The organism is Acidovorax sp. SUPP1855, from assembly GCF_030158955.1.
In the GTDB taxonomy this organism is placed as follows: Bacteria; Pseudomonadota; Gammaproteobacteria; order Burkholderiales; family Burkholderiaceae_C; genus Paracidovorax.
Window position 1 is genome coordinate 1 of sequence record NZ_BQXI01000019.1, and the last position, 16,465, is coordinate 16,465.

The following is a 16,465-nucleotide window of genomic DNA, read 5'->3' on the forward strand; positions in this document are numbered from 1 at the left end:
GTGTTGGCGCGAGGCCTCAGCGAACAGGTCGAACTTCAGGGCGCTACGGGGAGTGATCATGGCAAAGGATGGAGCACGCGTTCTCGATCAACAAGGGACCGGATGGGTTTTGAGAGGTTCCCAAAGGTAACGCAGTAGGTAAGAAATTCACACGCAGATTAGAAGAACTGGGGCTTAAAAATCGCAAGCTGGTATTTCATTCGTTGCGTAAATATGCGAACGACTACTATGCAAAAGCTGGCGTGGCATTAGAAGCTCGGAGCCAATTTTTTGGACACGAGCTGGATAACACTAACGTAAACTACTACACTAAACCTTACACTGTGGATGCACTTTTTGAGGTTGTAGCGCAAGCTCAACGAAGGATTTTTGAGAAGCTCTACCAGTGAAATTGCAGATGTAACAGTAGCAGTAACGCTAGGCCGGACAGTAAAACAAAGCTCCTTCGGGAGCTTTTTTTATGGCCGGAAGGTATTAATAATGGCGAATGGAAAGCCTCAGTTATTTTGAGAAAAGCCACTAGAAATATGGGGATTTGAAGGCTGTTCAAAAGCGAATGGCAACCCTGCCATGAGATGCGAGACATTGCTATACAAAGTATAGCAAGCTGGCGAGGGTATTCGGCTGTTTAGCAATCAACTGGCACAGTTGCTTAAAAAGAAAAAACGTCAGTTTTTTCGGTGGGAACCCAGAGAAAATGCGCAGTATTTTTGAGGGTTGCCATTTTAAGTAATGGCAAGGCGAAATAGCTTCCGCACGGAAGCTATTTGACTTGCCATGGTTTTCTGCTTAAATATAAGGAGAAGTACTACTAATAATAAGAAGAAAGACCACCGATGTATTGCATAGCAGAATTCCAAAAAGTAAAGAGCAATGCCAAAATCACAGTAATGGCAGACCACAATTTAAGGCAGCATCTATCCGTGGCTGATAAGAAGAGGATAGACCCTGCCAGAATGCATTTAAACAAGGTATTGGCAAACCCTCTGAATGTCAATACCCGGAGTGCTAAAAGCGTTTTAAAATCCTTCCAGGCCCATTGGAAGGATAAAGAGATAGCTATTAAGAAGGATAGTGTCTTGCTGATTGACATGGTGATAACCACTAGTCCTGAGTTTTGGGGTGATAATTGGCACCAAAATGGTGCAATCACCCCAGAAACGAGAAAGAAGCTAGAAGAGTGGGTAGCTGTGCAAATGGATTTTGTTGGGCGCCAGCTTGGGCCTGACGCCATCAAATTTGCAGTGCTTCATCTCGATGAGAAGACCCCACACATCCATTTGATGCTATCTCCGGAAGAAACCAAGACCCTGAAATACAAAAACCAGTACGGTACGCAGGAGCGCACCGTAAACTCTTTGAACGCTAACCGTTGGAACCCAAACTTCTGGAAGAAGTTTGTGACAGCTCACGCCAAAGCTAATGCACACTTGGGTTTGAAAAGACCCATAAAAGGCAGTACTGCTGAAAAAATAAGCAACCGGGAGTTTACCGAGAGGGTAAAACAGGCTGAGACCGATGACTACAAGAAGATTATTGATGAGCTGGTAGCTGACTTCGTGAAAGACCTGGGTCTTTTGAATACCAAGACCCAGGTTAAGGAGCTGTTTTTATCTAGGGTTTACCCTAGGCTGCAAATACTGGTTAAGAACAACTTTGCCTTAAAGAAGCTCGTCCAGACAAATAGAGAGAAGGAATATGCGGTCTTGGACCGTTTGAAGGAACGTGCAGAAAAAGAAATTGCCAAGGCACTTGCACAGCAGACGCACTATGGCAAAGGATTAAAAACAATAGCAGACTTACGAAATGAGAATAGAAACTTGCGCGCTGAAAACAACATGCAAAAGTCTGTTATCACCTCGCAGGCAAAGAAAATAATAGAGCTAGAACGTGCGCGGACCGTTGAAAACGCTGGTGCTGGCCAAGCCGGAAGAAAAATAAAGCTTGACAAATAAAATAGTGCCTTTAATTCAAAGAATAAAGGCACTATTATGATTATTGAAAATTTCTATTTTTGGGTAGTTTTGATTTCTAGCTGGAGCGCAGGTTTTCTCACAGCTTATACTTTACCAACCCATCCCAAATACAATAATGGGGGCAAAAAAGAAAAAGAGGCAGAGGCAAACTAGGCCATACCGACCCATTATAGGCTGGGACTTTTTGGTTATATACCAAGCCAAAATAGTCCAGATGATAGGAAAGCAAACCTGAAACCATACATTTGTCGCATAAAAATGTGGTTTCGCACTGGTCGGCCAAACCAATATGATCGCACCCAGAAGCGCAACAATCCAAGGAATTTGATAGCGCATGTTGGGTTGGAGTGTGATTCAGTACGCCTGCCATTCAGTGAGATCACTCATTTGGGTACTATGAGTGACAACAAGACTGCATATATTTATGCGACTTCTCACGGGACAGAAGTTCGCCTTGGAAAATACTTGAAGCCTGCACTGGCCGATTCCATTGTGAGGGAAATTAAGGCAGCGTCTGAGACTACTTGGAGCTGACCCGGAAATAATTCACCTGCGATTTTCTCGTCATCGTCAAGCTCAGCGTTATTAATTGCTACCAATTTCGGAGCAATTTTCCTCACGATGTTGAGCTTGACCCCAATGTTCTTCTCCAACTCTCTGATTCGATCTGCATAGATATTGAAGTCCTCAATATTTTGCTCTATCGAAGTGAGCAAGGATTGTAATGTAGCAGTGGGGTTTAGGGAGATTATTAGCTCTTTTGGAGGCGGCTTCATTTTATTCTTAGTTTTTGACTCGATTTCTCTACTCTGGAACAGTACTTTTACTAACCCAGCGTGTTCAAGCCGTCGCACTGACCTTTGCAGATGATCTATCTGCTTGCGGTCATTTGTCAGTTCTTCTACCGCCTTAGCTAACGTGTAGTAGGTTTGTCGCGAGTAAACACCCCATACTCGATGTTTAAAGGTTGCATGGGCACATAATGTGCCGTAGACCTTCCGATCATAATCTGTGATATTTCTACTGTGAAGTTTCTTGAAGACTTCGACTTCGATGTTAATGTATTCTGATGCCATTTTGAATCCTACCTGTGGTATTTTCAAAATAGCAGAGAAAATTAAAATGTCAAGCTTTAAAAATTTGCCACTTTTGTTTTTCTAGTTTATAGAGAGTGAATCTACTTATTTTCTTTTTCAACCAAGGTATTGCTTATGCGTAATACCTTGGTTGTCATCAATGATGTATCATTAATAGGCCGGCTTGGTTTGGGATTGGCTTGAAAGCCGCGCCAGCATTGGCTTTGCTCGGTTTGGCCTTGACAAATCGACTTTTAGGTGTTGGTTTGGGTATGCCTTGAAACCCAATACTGGCGCGGGTTCCCGTGGTTTGGTTTTTGGTTTGGCTCTTGTAATATGGACAAATCGAGTTTTTCTTTATAATTTTCAGGCACAAAACTTGACATTTGATTTATTTTTCTTTATTATATTTTTGGCTCAAAATCCTTTCTTGTGGTAGAGAAGCTGTTAGCCTGAGCAAAATAAAGAAGCCCCATTCAAGGGGCTTTTTTGTTGCCTGTTGCAAAATGATGCAGAAACTTTGTCTCGGTAATGAAAAAATAGAAGTCTTTAACAAAGGGAGTTTGGGTTGAGTAATACGTATACCTACGGGATTCATCAGCAATTGCAGCCGCAAGAATTGTTATTCTTGGTGTTTGTCGATACGGCAGCTAGTCACTTCGGAATAGACGACGTTACGGCAATAGGCGCGGTTATCGCAGGCTATCCAATGCTACCCACACGAGGGAAGTTTGCAGGAGCAACAAAGGGAACCTCTATCGCCTCGGTTGTCTCTCGCAAGGTGCTTCCTTTTGAATTGAAGCACCGAATACTCCCTACAATTACCTGGAAGAGTATGTTGCAATTGAAGGTGCTATTGGTAAAAAATATAGGAACATTTGTCGGTAGAACAATTCCTGTGGTCGGAGTGGTTATGCTCGCCTATGATGCTTAAAAAATATCCACTGAATCTGTGCGGGCTTATAATGAGCTGGTACAAGAAGAGGACAAGGTTTTCTGATGGCAATCAATTCCATGGCAGAAATCGAAGATTTTGTCAGGGAGGAATCTGGAATATTCCCTGACAAGAAAATTAATCCTTCTACCACAATTGAGGATGATCTTCATATCACAGGAGATGACGCAGTAGAGTTCATGGAGAAATTCTTTGATAGGTTTAATGTGGACTATCAAGAATTCAACTTTCAAAGATACTTCAACGGCGAAGGTTTTAATCCGTTCAAACTGTTGCTATTGCCATTCCCAAGTTTCCGAAGGAAATTTCAAAAGGAGGCTGAAAAGGTTCCGTTAACCCTGGGTATGCTTGCAAAAGCTGTCGAGTTGAAGAAGTGGGACGCTGAAAAGATCGAACAGCACCAATTAAATTGATTGCATGCTTGACTGGTAGCACGTTTGGTAGCAAAATTTAGATTTTAAACGCTGCTAAGTCCTTGATTTTGCTGGGTTTTCGGTTGGGAATTCATTGTCCCTCCGTTTCCGCCAGGTACAAAAGCCCCAAGTGATTTTTCACTTGGGGCTTTTTCCTTTTTAGCGGTGGCTTCAGCGCAGGACGACATATCGATGCTGCTCCCTGCGCCCACGATGGCGTTCTTTTCAAAACCCGCTTCGGCGGGTTTTTCGTTTCGACCGGGTTGCCGTTTTGAACGTGCCATGCCTGCGCCGTGGCGCAGATTTCGATCCGCACCCTGCCAGAAATGACCTGGGTCAAGTAATTTGCCGCGATTGCGTGTCGTCCGACATCCACGCGGTGTTCGGGACGGCGAGGCGAGGGTGATGGGCTCTTTACAACGGAATAGCAGCGGGCATTTCGCCTGCGAAGCGACAACCTCAAAGGAGCCCACCATGAACGCATCCCATACGCCCCTGGCTGAAACAAGACCTGCCGGCACTGACTTGGCCGAGCAGGCCCGTCCCGGTCACGGCATTCCTTCGCAGGACCCGGCCGTGGCGGCCCAATATGCGCTGTCGCCTGAAGAGGCCGAGCGCGAATCGAAATCTTCGCTGATGGGCGGCGGTGTCATGGCCGGTACGGCCGCAGGCGCGGCCGTTGGTGCGGCCGTGGCAGGGCCTGTCGGAGTGTTCGTGGGTGGCACCGTCGGTGCCGTGGCGGGCGCGTTGGGCGGGTCGGCCGCGGGAAGTCTGGTCGAGCCCGATGCCCCGTCAGCCGACGAGCAACCAACGCATGACGCGGGCAAGACCCCCAATACCGTTTTGCCTCGCTGAAATTGCATGCATCTGAACCCATGGGCAGCCACCATCAATCGATGGCTTGTCCATTGGGAATGAGTGGCTCCGGCGAGGCGCCGCAGAGCGTATGGATTCCGTTGCGCTCAGTCGCCCCGGGGCGCGGTTTCCTGTTCCAGTTCCTCCAGAACCTGGATCGCTCCACGGATGCGCATCAGGGTATGGCTGAGTTCAGCTTGCCGCGCTTCCAATTGCCGGAGTTGCTGCTCGCCTGCAGAAAGCTCGCTCTTGAGTTGCGCAAGCCGTGCTGTCAGTTGTTCACGCATCGAAGTGGGGTGGAGAGTGGTTGAAGCCTAGCATTGTGGATGGAGGCGTCTTATCAGGCCACAAAAAAAGACAGGGTGAATGCGCTCGACGCGCGCGCGCTGAGCACAAACGCCTTTACCGCGAGTGGACACGGCGTTGGCCTGAGACCCCGTCACCTGGCCAGGCGAGGCGATGATAGTTCGAGGGTGTGGATACACCCTGTGAGATGCGGTAAGTGCGGCCAGCGCATGTCAGTTCCACCCATTGGCCGCTGGCTTTGCGCATGTTTTTTGCGACCGAAGACGGCCTCAGGTGGCAGACGTCAGGTACAGCGAGGCCGCATCCGTGGTCAGTGCATTGAGCATCCCATCCGCGCCAATGCGAAAGTGGGCGCCAGTCGTGTTTGCAATCGCGGCATAGGCGGCAAAACAATGGGCCGGCAGCGTCATCATTCCGACGGCATCGCCCGACAGGATTTCGAATGCGGGTGGCGGTGCCGCTGCATCCAGGGTGAATCCGATCATCAGCATGGTGCCGTGCACCCCGACTTTTCCGCCGGTGATCTCGATGCATCCGGCTGCGTTCTGAACGGTGTAGCCGTTGGCGGAGTAGGCGGCCTGGCCGGACAACGCCACGATGCGGACGCCGCGGGCTTTGATCACGTTGTATTCCGCCCAATCGGTGGAGAGGTTCAAGGGTGTGAACTGTTGCATGAGGCCGCGATGTTTCGCGCTCCTTGCCGGGTAGTTGTCCATGGGATGGGATGGGATGGGATGGGGTGGGTTAGGCAATGACTTACGCCTTTTGGCCAAGTCTTTAATTAGTGGGTAAAAAAGGGTTCAGGGTGGAGGCAGCGAATTACCTGCTGATGGGCGGTTGCGCGTGTGAGGCGCTCCGGTTGAACTGCCTGTTTTTGGTTGTCTTGCGGAGGAGGGCTCATCGGCATCGCTTTTCCTTGTTCCTGGGGTTAACAAACAAACGCACTTGAAACGTCTCCTGTGCGTTCAAAGGTTGCGCTTTCACCACGGAAAAGGGCGTAGGAGAAACCTGAGTCGGAAGTCAGGGATGCATGGTTTGCTGTAACTTTTTGCGTCTTTTGCGTCTTTTGCGTCTTTTGCGTCTTTTGCGTCTTTTGCGTCTTTTGCGTCTTTTGTGGCGATGTGAAAAATTTCGCGCGCGTGGCGCTTGCATCGTGGCAAATCAGCGCAGGTGACAAAAGCCGTGAACTTGGCGTCTCGATTTGTGCGGAATCGACGTCAGGAATAGCATATTTCTCAAATTCCGTCAGGCGAAACGATAGACCTGCTTTTTTCGAACGTGAGAGGGTTATGATTCATCCCGTCGGCACCTCCAGCCGACACCTCCCTTTCTTGCTCTTTAGCAAGTTTTGCCCGCCTCGTGCGGGCATTCTTTTTTGTGCTGTCAGCGGAGAGTAAGGGTCGTGCTCAAAATGGATTCCACCGGACGGGGCATCGCCTCCCCTAAGGAATTCGGGCTGTGACCAGGCCGCAATGCCTGCCCGACTTTGCCCGCCCCTGTGCGGGCATTTCTTTTGGGGCGGTAGGGTTCCCCCGGCATGGCACCTAGGATCCGCCGGTCAATCGTCGGCGGACGCGCTCCAGCGGCTGCCCCAATCACGCGCTTGGTCGATGTTGCGGCGATCCCGTTTGGTCGGCCGGCCTTCGTGCAGGCTGGCGGCGGGCTCAGGCGCCAGGCGGCGCTGCTCCGCGGCTTTTTCGCGGGCGGCGATGCTTTCCGCCGTTTCTTCATAAAGCAATTGCGCCACAGGTGCAGGACCGCGCATGCCGCTGAGCGCGCGCACTTGCACCGTGCGCTGCATGGGACCTTGGCGCAGATCGACGGTATCGCCGGCCCGCAGTTCTCTGGCTGCCTTGGCCGCTTGACCATTGACGGTCACGCGGCCTTTGCCGATCTCTTCCACGGCCAGCGAGCGAGTTTTGTAGAAACGGGCGCACCACAGCCATTTGTCCAGGCGCATCGATTCGGGAGGGTTCATGCGGCCATTTTCTTCCGATCCGCGGGCGGCGGATTGTCGGCCGATGCCAACGGAAGGCGCACCACCGCATCCAGCCCGACAACCCGTGCGCCGTCCATCCGGTTGGACAGCTCGATGTGTCCGTCCAGCGCCTGCACGATCTCCTGGCAGATGGCCAGCCCCAGTCCGGACCCGGTGCGCACGTCGCCGGCCGAGAACGGCTGGAACAGGCGCTGCGCCAGCTCGGCATCGATGCCAGGGCCGCTGTCGGCCACGGTCAGCGCCACGTGGCGCCCGTCCGTGCGCAATTCCACCGACAGCACGCCGGACACCGGTGTGTGGCGGATCGCGTTGTGCAGCAGATTGCGGGTGAGTTCGCGCAGCATCCATTCGTGCGCCTGGACGGGGGCCGGGTCGGTGTGGATGCCGAAGTCCAGGTCGCGCTGGGCGATGAGGGGCGACAGTTCCAGGGCGATCGCCCGCAGTTCTTCATCCAGCCGGGTCACGGGTGGGGCGCTTTGCTGGCGCAACTGCTCGACCTTGGCCAGCGCGAGCATCTGGTTGGCCAACTGGGTGGCACGCTCCACGGTGTCGCTGATCTCGTGCAGTGCCTGCTCGGGAGGCGCATCACCACGCAGCGCGGACTGCACCTGGGTCTTGAGCACGGCCAGCGGCGTGCGCAATTGGTGCGAGGCATCGCGCACGAAACGTTTCTGGTGTGCCAGCAGGTGCGACAGCCGCAGCATGACGTGGTTGGTGGCGTCGATGAGCGGCTGCAGCTCGCGCGGCGCGGATGGCGCGGAGATGGGGCGCAGGTCGTCCTCAGGCCGGTTCTGCAGCCGCGCGCTGAGCTGCCGTACAGGGCGCGTGGCCTGTTGCACCACCAGCACCACGATGACGCCGATGGCCACCACCAGCAGTGCCTGCCGCGCCAGCGTGGTCCACAGGATCTGCAAGGCCAGGGTCTGGCGCAGCTCCAGCGTTTCAGCCACCTGGATCACGGCCATGCCGCGGCCCTGGGGCGTGGCCACGGGCTGCAGCAGCACGGCCACGCGCACAGGGCGGCCGCGGAACTGGTCGTCGTAGAAGTCCACCAGTGCGGCATAGGGCGGGCGGGCAGGAATGCTGCCGTGCCAGAACGGCAGTTCGGCAAACCCCGACACCAGGCCGCCGTGCAGGTCGGACACGCGGTAGAACATGCGGCTTTGGTTGTCCGCCTCGAAGGCCTCCAGCGCGGAGTAGGGAACGATGGCACGCAGCTGGGCCGCATCGTCGTAGCCGGTCACGTCGATCTGCTCGCTGATGCTCTTGGCCGAGGCGAGCAGCGTGCGGTCATAGGCGGTGTGCAGCGACGCCAGCGTCTGCCGGTACAGGCTGTGGGTGTTGTAGGCGATGAACAGCGAGGCGGGCACCAGGATGCCCACCAGCAGCTGCCGGCGCAGCGATCGCGTGCGGGGGCGCGCGGCGGCGCGCTTCATGCATCGGCCTTGAGCAGGTAGCCCAGCCCCCGCAGGGTCATGAGCGTGAGGCCGGTGCCCACCAGCTTCTTGCGCAGGCGGTAGACGACGACCTCGATGGCCTCGTACTGCACGTCGAGCTGCCCGGGAAAGACCAGTTCGTACAGGCGCTCCTTGGTCACCGCATGGCCGGGCTGGGCGAGCAGGGCGTGCATGAGGGCCAACTCGCGCGGGGTGAACTCCATGACCTCGTTGCCCAGGTATATGGCGCCGCTATCTTTTTCGTAGCGCACTGCCGCGATGTTGATTGTGCTGGAGGCCGATTGGGCCTCAGGTGCCTCGCCGGTCCGGCGCACCAGCGCGCGCAGCCGTGCCTCCAGCTCGTCCAGGTCGAAGGGCTTGGGCAGGTAGTCGTCGGCGCCGGCGTTCAGGCCGAGCACCCGGTCCCCCACGGTGCCGCGGGCGGTGAGCAACAGCACGGGGGTGCGCAGCCCTTTGGCACGCGCCTGCTGCAGCACCTGCAGGCCGTCGAGGCCGGGCAGGGTGAGGTCCAGCACGACGGCATCCGGGGCACGCGCGGTCCATTGCGCGAGGGCGGCGCGGCCGTCGCCGAGGGCCGTCACCTCCATGCCGCGGCGGGTCAGGGAGCGTTGCAGCGTGGCCTGCATGGCCGGGTCGTCTTCCACGAGAAGCAGTTGCATGCGCGGCACCTTAGCACCGCTCGCAGCGGCGCCGAAGATGGGTGTTTACCCTGAGCGCGCGGACAGCCGTTTGACAGGAACGGCGCGCATCATCGGCCCGTTCGTACAACTATGAATCCAGGAGACAACGATGCGTCGTGACACCTTCCTCAAATCCCTGGCGGCCCTGGCCGCGGCCGGTGCGTTGCCGTTGTCGGCCCGCGCTGCCACCGCCGTCAAGATGATGCTGCCGGCCAACCCCGGCGGCGGCTGGGACACCACGGGCCGTGCCCTGGGCCGAGCGCTGCAGGACGCCGGCGTGGCCTCGTCCGTCACCTACGACAACAAGGGCGGCGCGGCCGGCGCCATCGGCCTGGCGCAGTTCGTCAACTCCAGCAAGGGCGATCCGAACGCGCTGATGGTGATGGGCTCGGTGATGGTGGGCGGGATCATCACGGGCAAGCCGCCCGTGAACCTGTCGCAGGCCACGCCGATCGCGCGTCTGACCAGCGAATACAACGTGTTCGTGCTGCCGGCCAGCTCGCCCTTCAAGACCATGGGTGACGTGATCGCCCAGCTCAAGAAGGACCCTGGCAGCGTGAAGTGGGGCGGCGGCTCGCGCGGCTCCACCGAGCACATCGCCGCGGCGATGATCGCCCGCGAAGCCGGTGTGGACCCGGCCAAGATCAACTACGTGGCGTTCCGCGGAGGCGGCGAGGCGATCGCGGCCATCCTGGGCGGCAACGTGACCATCGGCGGTGGCGGCTACAGCGAGATGGCCGAGTACATCAACACCAAGAAGATGGTGCCGGTGGCGGTGACCTCGGGCCAGCGCCTAAAGGGCTCTTCGGTGCCCACGCTCAAGGAGCAGGGCATCAATGTGGAGATCGGCAACTGGCGCGGCGTGTATGCCGCCCCGGGCATCTCGGCCGAGCAGCGCAAGGGCCTGGTGGACATGGTGGCCAAGGCGCTCAAGAGCAAGAGCTGGGCCGAGTCGCTGGAGAAGAACGACTGGACGCCCGCATGGCTGGCCGGCGACGAGTTCGGCGCGTTCGTCGATGCCGAATTCGCCAGCCTGCGCGCCACGATGGTCAAGGCCGGCATGGTCTGACCCCCGGTGTTGCCCACGCGGTGCGGCGCCCGGCCCGGGTGGCGCACCGCCGTGACCTGCGCGGCCGCCGAACCCCAGCGCTGAAATCAATGCACCCCGTGCCGGTGGCCCCGGGGGATGACGAGGACACAAGCATGTCGGAGCCTATCGCTTCTTCCCCCCCTTCCCTGGCCGAGCCTGACCCCGGGCCCAGCACGGTGCCCGGCGCGCGCATGCAGGCGGCCGTGGGCGCCGCCGTGGTGCTGATCGCGGGCGGACTGGCCTTCGGTGCCGTGAGCATTCCCTCGAACGCGGGCTACGGCGGCGTGGGCCCGAGCTTCCTGCCCTGGCTGGTGGCCGGCGTGCTGGCCTTGTGCGGCGGGGTGCTGCTGTGGGAGGCGCTGTCGGGCGGCTTTCGCTCCATGGACGAACCTGGCGGCGCCGCGCGCGCCAACAAGGTGGCGTTCGTCTGGGTGTCGGCCGGACTGCTGCTGAATGCGGCGCTGATCGCCACGGTGGGCTTCATCCTGAGCTGCACGCTGTGCTACGTGCTGGCGGTGCAGGGGCTTCGCCGGGCGGCCGGGCAGCCGTCGGCCGGTGCGGCGCGCACCTGGGCGATGGACGTACTGACCGGCGCGCTGATCTCGGCGCCGGTCTATTGGGCTTTCACGCAATTCCTGGCGATCAACCTGCCGGGTCTCACGCAAACAGGGTGGCTGTGATGGAAATCTTCGACGCATTGCTGGCGGGCTTCGCCACCGCGGCCACTCCGGCCAATCTCTTGTGGGCCCTGGTGGGCTGCGCGCTGGGCACCGCCGTGGGTGTGCTGCCGGGCATCGGCCCGGCCGTGGCGGTGGCCATGCTGCTGCCCATCACGGCCAAGGTCGAGGTCACGGCCTCGATGATCTTTTTCGCCGGCATCTACTACGGCGCGATGTATGGCGGATCGACCACTTCGATCCTGCTGAACACGCCCGGGGAGACGGCGAGCATGGTCACGGCCATGGAGGGCAACAAGATGGCCAAGAGTGGGCGCGCGGGTGCGGCGCTGGCCACGGCGGCCATCGGCTCGTTCGTCGCCGGCACCATCGCCACCGTGGTGGTGACGCTGTTCGCGCCCTACGTGGCCGACTTCGCCGTTCGCCTGGGGCCGCCGGAATATTTCATGCTGATGGTGCTGGCCTTCACGACCGTGAGCGCGGTGCTGGGCAAGAGCACCGTGCGCGGCCTCACGGCGCTGTTCGTGGGCCTGGCCGCCGGCCTGGTCGGCATGGACCAGATCTCCGGCGCGGCGCGCTACACGGCCGGCCAGCCCGAACTGCTGGATGGCATCGACATCGTGCTGGTGGCCGTGGGTCTGTTCGCCGTGGCCGAGGTGCTGTATGCCGCCATGTACGAAGGCCGCGTGGTGGACACGCAAAACCGCATGGGTCGCGTGCACATGACGGCGCGCGACTGGAAGCGATCCATTCCCGCCTGGCTGCGTGGCACGCTGATCGGCACGCCGTTCGGCTGCATTCCCGCCGGCGGCACGGAGATCCCGACCTTCCTGAGCTACGCCACCGAGAAGAAGCTGGCCAAGGGCGATGACAAGGCCGAGTTCGGCAAGGAAGGCGCCATCGAAGGCGTGGCGGGCCCCGAGGCCGCCAACAACGCCACGGTGACGGCCGCGATGATCCCGCTGCTCACGCTGGGCATCCCGACCTCCAACACGACGGCGGTGCTGCTGGGCGCGTTCCAGAACTACGGCATCAACCCCGGCCCGCAGCTGTTCACCACGTCGGCCACGCTGGTGTGGGCGCTGATCGCCTCGCTGTACATCGGCAACGTGATGCTGCTGGTGCTGAACCTGCCCATGGTGGGCCTGTGGGTCAAGCTGCTCAAGATTCCGAAGCCCCAGCTGTATGCGGGCATCCTGATCTTCGCCACGGTGGGGGCCTACGGCATGCGCCAGAGCGCGTTCGACCTGTTCCTGCTGTATGGCATCGGCGTGCTGGGCGTGCTGATGCGCCGGTTCGACTTCCCCACCGCACCGGTCGTCGTGGGCATGATCCTCGGCCCCCTGGCCGAAGCGCAGATGCGCAATGCGATCTCGATCGGCGAGGGCAACTGGTCGATCTTCGTCACGCGGCCCATGTCGCTCACGCTGATGGTGATCGTGGTGGCGGTGCTGGTCGTGCCCCGCCTGATGCGCGGCTGGGCTGCGCGTCGCCTGGCGCTGGCTAGCGCTTGAGCGGTGCGCGTGCCGCCGTCAGCGGGGAGGCCGGGGCGGCTTCTCCGCTGGCCGTTTTTCCGGGGGAAGCGGTTGCCGGGCTGGCGGCCCTGCGGCCCAGCCAGAGGTAGAGCCCGCTGCCCAGCACGATGATGGTGGCGATGTCCAGCAGCGCCCAGAGGATCTTCATCGGCATGCCGCCGTAGTCGCCGAAATGCAGCGGTTGCGACACCAGCAGGGCCACGAGGTACCACGGCAGCTTGGGCGCGGCGGTCACCTCTGCCGTCTTGGCATCCACCAGCACCGGCTGCAGCAGCCGCGACGTGAGCGGCTCGTTGCCGCGCAGGAAGAACGTGTGGTGGTGCGGGCTGGAAAACGACGTGCCCGGAAACGCGATGAACGACAGCTTGGTGCCCGGTGCGCGGGCCAGGGCCGCGTCCAGCGACTTCTGCACCGAGGCGCGCTCGGCCACGGGCGTGATCGGCTGGCCGTTGTAGGGCGCCAGCAGCGCGCTCAGTTCGTCGTACTGCCAGTATTTGACGAGCAGGTCGGCCCAGGTGTTGATCATGCCGGTGCCGCCCACCACGAAGGCCCACACCAGCGTGACGATGCCCAGCAGGTTGTGCAGGTCGAGCCACTTCACGCGGGTCGAGCGTTCGCGCCGCACCTCGCCGAAGCGCAGCTTGCGCATGAAGGGCGCATACAGCACCACGCCCGTGACGATGGCCACCAGCAGCAGCAAACCCATGAAGCCCAGGAACAGCTTGCCCGCCAGGCCCGCGAACAGGTCCACGTGCAGCTTGAACATCACGTACATGAACCCCTCGTCGAAGCGCGGTTGCGCCAGCAGGGCGCCGGTGCGGGCATCCACCGCCACCGATCGGAAATCCTCGGTGGGGGCGGGCGTGGGCGTGAGGGTGGCGAACCACAGGTCGGTGCTGTCCTCGGGCTGAGAGGCGAACTGCACCACCCGGTCCGGGTGCTGTGCACGTGCCACGTCCAGCACACGGTCCAGGCTGACGTGCGGCGTGCCGGCGGGCATGGGCGGGGCTTCCACCTCGGTGCCCAGCAGGTGCCCGATCTCGTGGTGGAAGATCAGCGGCAGGCCCGTGAGGCACAGCAGCAGCATGAACACGGTGCAGACCAGGCTGCTCCACTTGTGCAGCCAGGTCCAGGTCTTGAGGGAGCGTGCAGTCAGCATGGTCGGGGCGATGGGTGGGAGCGTCGCGGCGGGATCAGAAATCCACGCTGGCGCTCAGCGTGAACGTGCGGGGCGCGGCCACCACGAGGTAGCCGGAGCCCGGGTAGCCGCCGGCGGAGGCCCAGTAATTGCGGTCGGTGGCGTTGTCCACGCGGGCGCGCAGGGTGACCAGGCGGCCGCTCCACTCGGTGGCGTAGCGCACGCCCAGATCCAGGCGCGTCCAGGCAGGCACGCGCAGGGTGTTGGCGTCGTTGGCATAGGTGGCGCCGGTGCGCACCACGCGCGCGTCCAGGGCCAGGCCCTGCGCGCCCGGCACGTCCCATTCCGCGCCCAGGTTCGCCTGCAGGCGCGGCACGCCGATCACGCGGTTGCCGTTGAGCGCGGCATTGCCGGTCTCGCGCTGCTTGGCATCCAGCCACGTCATGCCGCCGAGCACGCGCAGGCCGCGCGTGGCCTCGCCGTACACGTTGAGCTCCACGCCCTGGTGGCGGTCCTTGCCGGACGAGGCGAACACGTTGGCCGCGTTGACGATGGCGCGCGGCTTGGTCGTGCTGAACAGCGCCAGCGAGCCGCCGATGCGGCCGGCGTCGTACTTGAGGCCGATCTCCTTTTGCTTGGCGACGTAGGGCGAAAGCTGCTCGCCGCGGTTGACCACCGGCGTGCCGTTGGCCGTGGCGGGCGCGGTTTCGCCCTTGCTCAGGCTCTCGACATAGTTGGCGTACAGCGACAGCTGCTTGCTGGCCTTGAACACGGCGCTCGCCAGGGGGCTGGTGCGGCTTTGCTCGTAGCGGTTGGTCAGGGCGGAGGTGCCGTAGGCATAGTCGGCCACGTCGAGCTTCTGGTGGCGCAGGCCCAGCGTGACGAGGACGGTGTCCTGCACGAAGGACATTGTGTCGCCCAGCGCGAAGCTGGTCATGCGGGTGCGGCCGGTCAGGTTGGGGCTGGCGAGCGTCCCGCCATAGCCCGCATTCGCGCTGAAGGCGGGCTGTGCGTAGGGCGTATAGGCATACAGGCTGCCCGGGCGGGTGTTCAAAAAGTCGAACGCGTAGGCGTTGTCTTTCTCGGCATCGAAGTACGAGGCCGAGGCCACCCACTCATGGCCCACGCTGCCCGTGCGGGCCTTGCCGCGCACCCCGAGCTCGCCCGTGTTCACCCGGTCCTTGCGGGTGTTGTCGAAGCGGTAGGTGCTGCCTTCGCCGGTGGTCGAGTTGCTCACGCTGAGGTTGGCCAGCGAGTTGGACTCTTCGCTGCGGCGCAGGCCCCAGGCGCCCCACGCGGTCACATCGGGGCTGATGTCCACTTCGCCGCGGAAAGTGCCGAACAGGTCGCGTTCGTTGGAGTACGTCCAGGGCTGCGAGAAGTTGGCCGAGGCGTCCGGCGCGGCGGGAATGAAGTTGGCGTTCGCGCCGTTGAGGGTGACGTTGGTGCGCGTGCCCTTGAGCTTGTTGTCCTGCCAGCCGAGGTCGCCCGACAGGCGCACGTCGCGGCTGCGCCAGTCGAGGCCCACGGAGACCAGGCCCAGTTGGCTCTTTTCATGGTCCACGGCGGTGTCGCCGTCGCGGTAGGCGGCATTCAGTCGGATGCCGGTGCTGTTGTCGGGGCCGAAGCGGCGCGCGATGTCGGTGGACACCTGGCCGTACCCGCCCGAGCCCGTGCCCACGGTCACGCGCGACAGCGGCTCGTTGGGCGCGCGCTTGGGCAGCAGGTTGATCGCGCCGCCGATGCCGCCGCCGTTGGGCGCCGCGCCGTTCAGGAACGCCGAGGCGCCGCGCAGCAGCTCCACGCGCTCGAAGAGTTCGGTCGCGATGTACTGGCGCGGCAGCAGGCTGTACAGGCCGTTGTAGGCCACGTCGTCCGAGTCCAGCAGAAAGCCGCGGATGAAATACGTTTCCTGGAAGTTGCCGAAGCCGCGCGCCAGCCGCACGCCGGCATCGTTCTGCAGCACCTCGCCCACGCTGCGCGCCTGCCGGTCCTGGATCAGTTCGTTGGTGTAGCTGGTGATGCTGAAAGGCGTCTCCATCGCATCGCGCGTGCCCAGAATGCCGGCCCGCCCGCCGCGGGCGACCTGGCCGCCGGGGTAGGCGGGCGACAGGCCTTGTGCCGATGCGTCCGCGCTGGCGCCCACTGTCACCGTGGGCAGGGTGGGGGCATCCGCAGGGGTGGCCGTGGCCTGGGCATTGGCCTGAAGGCCGAATGTGGCGAGGGCCAGTGCGACGGCCAGGGCGATGGGGGTGTGCTGGTTCATGGGCATGGGAGGGGCAAGGTCAGGAAGGGCGTGAATGAATGA

15 protein-coding genes and 1 pseudogene are annotated in these 16,465 nt (G+C 60.2%); 7 read left to right on the forward strand and 9 right to left on the reverse strand.

The window, feature by feature from the left end:
- The first annotated feature begins 836 nt into the window (after positions 1 to 836).
- Entirely contained in the window at positions 837 to 1,955 is a 1,119-nt protein-coding gene (locus AVMA1855_RS16470) for a plasmid recombination protein (protein WP_284426537.1), read from the forward strand.
- Between the two features lie 455 nt (positions 1,956 to 2,410).
- On the opposite strand, the gene AVMA1855_RS16475 is transcribed toward AVMA1855_RS16470, so the two are convergent.
- Entirely contained in the window at positions 2,411 to 3,052 is a 642-nt protein-coding gene (locus AVMA1855_RS16475; protein ID WP_284426538.1) for an ATP synthase subunit B family protein, read from the reverse strand.
- A 568-nt stretch (positions 3,053 to 3,620) separates the two neighbouring features.
- Here AVMA1855_RS16475 and AVMA1855_RS16480 point away from each other — a divergent pair.
- Together AVMA1855_RS16480 and AVMA1855_RS16485 are read left to right on the forward strand one after the other, a co-directional pair.
- Positions 3,621 to 4,052: pseudogene (locus tag AVMA1855_RS16480) on the forward strand (STM2901 family protein).
- Positions 4,052 to 4,420 (forward strand): DUF1493 family protein, encoded by a 369-nt coding sequence (locus AVMA1855_RS16485; protein WP_284426540.1) that lies wholly within the window; start codon positions 4,052 to 4,054, stop codon positions 4,418 to 4,420. Before AVMA1855_RS16480 ends, AVMA1855_RS16485 begins: the two are co-directional and overlap by 1 nt.
- Before the next feature lie 44 nt (positions 4,421 to 4,464).
- Here the strand turns inward: AVMA1855_RS16485 and AVMA1855_RS16490 are convergent, their stop codons facing one another.
- A complete protein-coding gene (locus tag AVMA1855_RS16490; protein ID WP_284426541.1) occupies positions 4,465 to 4,896 on the reverse strand; it encodes a hypothetical protein in 432 nt (143 codons plus the stop codon).
- On the opposite strand from AVMA1855_RS16490, the gene AVMA1855_RS16495 reads away from it, so the two are divergent.
- Entirely contained in the window at positions 4,895 to 5,275 is a 381-nt protein-coding gene (locus tag AVMA1855_RS16495; RefSeq protein ID WP_284426542.1) for a hypothetical protein, read from the forward strand. The genes AVMA1855_RS16490 and AVMA1855_RS16495 overlap by 2 nt on opposite strands.
- A gap of 107 nt (positions 5,276 to 5,382) precedes the next feature.
- Here AVMA1855_RS16495 and AVMA1855_RS16500 read toward each other — a convergent pair whose 3' ends face one another.
- The 5 genes from AVMA1855_RS16500 to AVMA1855_RS16520 all read right to left on the reverse strand — a co-directional run bounded on the left by AVMA1855_RS16500 (position 5,383) and on the right by AVMA1855_RS16520 (position 9,696).
- Positions 5,383 to 5,562, reverse strand: coding sequence for a hypothetical protein (locus AVMA1855_RS16500; protein WP_272563984.1), 180 nt, complete (start codon positions 5,560 to 5,562; stop codon positions 5,383 to 5,385).
- Positions 5,563 to 5,850: 288 nt separating this feature from the next.
- A complete protein-coding gene (locus AVMA1855_RS16505) occupies positions 5,851 to 6,297 on the reverse strand; it encodes a hypothetical protein (protein ID WP_284426543.1) in 447 nt (148 codons plus the stop codon).
- Between the two features lie 842 nt (positions 6,298 to 7,139).
- Entirely contained in the window at positions 7,140 to 7,559 is a 420-nt protein-coding gene (locus tag AVMA1855_RS16510) for an RNA-binding S4 domain-containing protein (protein WP_284426544.1), read from the reverse strand.
- On the reverse strand, positions 7,556 to 9,016 hold the full coding sequence (locus AVMA1855_RS16515; RefSeq protein WP_284426545.1) for a sensor histidine kinase: 1,461 nt from the start codon (positions 9,014 to 9,016) through the stop codon (positions 7,556 to 7,558). Before AVMA1855_RS16515 ends, AVMA1855_RS16510 begins: the two co-directional genes overlap by 4 nt.
- Entirely contained in the window at positions 9,013 to 9,696 is a 684-nt protein-coding gene (locus tag AVMA1855_RS16520; protein ID WP_284426546.1) for a response regulator transcription factor, read from the reverse strand. Before AVMA1855_RS16520 ends, AVMA1855_RS16515 begins: the two co-directional genes overlap by 4 nt.
- Positions 9,697 to 9,826: 130 nt before the next feature.
- Between AVMA1855_RS16520 and AVMA1855_RS16525 the strand changes: the two genes are divergently transcribed.
- From AVMA1855_RS16525 to AVMA1855_RS16535, 3 genes are all read left to right on the forward strand, one after another.
- Positions 9,827 to 10,786: a Bug family tripartite tricarboxylate transporter substrate binding protein gene (locus tag AVMA1855_RS16525; protein ID WP_272563979.1), complete on the forward strand. Its 960-nt coding sequence runs from the start codon at positions 9,827 to 9,829 to the stop codon at positions 10,784 to 10,786.
- A gap of 134 nt (positions 10,787 to 10,920) precedes the next feature.
- On the forward strand, positions 10,921 to 11,487 hold the full coding sequence (locus AVMA1855_RS16530; RefSeq protein WP_272563978.1) for a tripartite tricarboxylate transporter TctB family protein: 567 nt from the start codon (positions 10,921 to 10,923) through the stop codon (positions 11,485 to 11,487).
- Entirely contained in the window at positions 11,487 to 12,998 is a 1,512-nt protein-coding gene (locus tag AVMA1855_RS16535; protein WP_284426547.1) for a tripartite tricarboxylate transporter permease, read from the forward strand. Before AVMA1855_RS16530 ends, AVMA1855_RS16535 begins: the two co-directional genes overlap by 1 nt.
- Here AVMA1855_RS16535 and AVMA1855_RS16540 read toward each other — a convergent pair.
- Positions 12,988 to 14,178 (reverse strand): PepSY-associated TM helix domain-containing protein, encoded by a 1,191-nt coding sequence (locus AVMA1855_RS16540; protein WP_502870342.1) that lies wholly within the window; start codon positions 14,176 to 14,178, stop codon positions 12,988 to 12,990. The two genes, AVMA1855_RS16535 and AVMA1855_RS16540, sit on opposite strands and share 11 nt — an antisense overlap.
- Positions 14,179 to 14,212: 34 nt before the next feature.
- The gene (locus AVMA1855_RS16545; protein ID WP_284426548.1) at positions 14,213 to 16,423 is read right to left on the reverse strand and encodes a TonB-dependent receptor; all 2,211 of its coding nucleotides are present in this window, start codon (positions 16,421 to 16,423) and stop codon (positions 14,213 to 14,215) included.
- Between the last annotated feature and the right edge of the window lie 42 nt (positions 16,424 to 16,465).